The organism is Candidatus Cryosericum odellii, assembly GCF_003570935.1.
GTDB classification, from domain to species: Bacteria; Caldisericota; Caldisericia; order Cryosericales; family Cryosericaceae; genus Cryosericum; species Cryosericum odellii.
Genome location: NZ_QXIU01000106.1, coordinates 9,638 through 11,616, shown reverse-complemented (window position 1 = coordinate 11,616; position 1,979 = coordinate 9,638). Strand labels below are relative to the sequence as shown.

General features: G+C 55.7%; 2 protein-coding genes. Both read left to right on the top strand.

What is annotated here, in order from left to right; translation table 11 throughout:
* Positions 1 to 272 precede the first annotated feature (272 nt).
* Positions 273 to 1,532, top strand: a complete 1,260-nt coding sequence (locus tag SMC5_RS04310; protein WP_455423450.1) for a transglycosylase domain-containing protein — start codon at positions 273 to 275, stop codon at positions 1,530 to 1,532.
* Positions 1,420 to 1,979, top strand: a 560-nt coding sequence (locus SMC5_RS11010; protein WP_279386310.1) for a penicillin-binding transpeptidase domain-containing protein, incomplete at its 3' end; no start/stop codon positions are given. The genes SMC5_RS04310 and SMC5_RS11010, both read left to right, overlap by 113 nt.

Below are 1,979 nucleotides of genomic sequence, written 5' to 3'. Positions count from 1 at the left end.
GCATCCATGTCTGCTCTTCGCGGGACTCTGCGTACCGTCACTCCGTGTCGACAACCAGGAGGCACCACTTGACCACGGAACACGCTAACTTACCGGTGGAACACGCCAATTTACCCAGGCATCATGCTCGTCCGCGGCTTAAGGCCGTTCTCGGATGGCTTCTCGTCGCGATATTGGCAATCGGAATTGCGGGGACTGCCTTTGTCGTTCTCCTTTTTGCACACTACTCCACTCAGGTACCCCCCGTCGGCTCGCTGTTCATCCAGACGCCGATGGCTTCCCAGGTATTCGACCGCAATGATAACCTTCTCTCATCAGTATACTTTGCTGAGAACCGCCTGCCCAAACAGCTCTCAGATATTTCGGAGATCACGATCAAAGCGCTCATCGCCTCGGAGGACGAGCGATTCTTCAGCCACGGAGCCGTCGATTTCCGCAGCATCATAGGAGGACTCCTTATCGATCCACTTCTCGGGCGGGGTATTCGTGGCGCGAGCACACTTACCCAGCAGTTGGCACGTCAGGCCATTCTCCATGACACTGGCGTCACGGTAGCACGGAAGGTCAAGGAGATCATCGTTGCATACAGGCTTGAAAAGCAGTACACGAAAGAGGAGATCCTGAACATGTACCTCAACTACGTGTACTTCGGTAATGGGTTGTATGGCATCGAGGCAGCAGCACTCGGGTACTTCGGCGTGCATGCACTGAACCTTGATGCAGCTCAGGCCGCAATGATCATCGGCGTTCTCCCTGCTCCATCTGCGTACAACCCATACGTCGACCTGAAGCAGGCCACCCAACAGCAGCAACTTGTGCTGGACAAGATGGTGCGCAACCACTACCTGACACAAAAACAAGCTGACGCAGCAGCGACCGAGAAGCTCACCCTCAAGAATGGCATGCGGTCCCCCTATGGGAGCATCGGGTGGTTCGTCGACTACGTGAAGTCTATCGTCCAAGCCAAGTATGGCGCTGATATGCTGTATCAAGGGGGGCTGCGCATCTACACGACGATCGACCCCAAACTCCAGACAGCGGCGCTGTCAGCCGTCCAGAAGGTCTGGGACCAGGCCAAGAAAGACAAGGTGTTTGTCGAGAGCGACCGTGATTCCCTTGGGGTTTTCCAACCCCAGGTAGGCATGGTGAGCGTCGACCCGAGGACTGGATATATTCTGGCTATGGTAGGCGGAACCAACTACGACGAGACGAACTTCAACCGTGTGCTGGCACCTCGACAACCAGGTTCAACGTTTAAGATCTTCGACTATACCGCAGCATTCGACAATGGCGTAACCTTCCCATCCGAGATTGTCGCTTCGCAACCCACGGATTTTGGCGGCTGGAGTCCCCCGGAATGGCTNNCTGAAACCATATGTGTCTCTCTCCATCGGCAGCTTCGAGATCTCGCCCCTGGAAATGGTCGAGGCATACTCGACGATCGCCAATGGAGGAGTCCGCATCACGCCCTATCCAATTCGGCGCATCGAAACACAGGACGGCACGATGATCGAGAAGCACAACTTCGCTGAAACCCGGGTCGTACCAACCTCCACTGCCTGGCTTGTGCAGACAATGATGAGGGGCGTATACGCGAACACACCCAACGCGTATATCAGCGGACTGCAGGCAGCCGGGAAAACCGGTAGCACCAACGATTGGCACGACGCCTGGTACGATGGCTTCACTCCCGAACTCTGCACTGTGATCCACATAGGAAACGACGCTACGCGGGCAAACATGTCAGCCATCCGGAACGCAGGCTCACGGTTTCCGGCCATGACCTGGAAAGCGTACATGCAGGAGGCTATCAAACTTCAGAAACAAACAAGCTTTGGCCCCAAACCCGATGGAGTGTCGGTACGCATAATCTGTGACGCCTCAGGATTACTCGCTACCGACGCCTGTCCCATATCCTTGACGCACTCCTCGTACTTTCTGTCGAGCCACGTACCCACGCAGACATGCACGGTTCATCC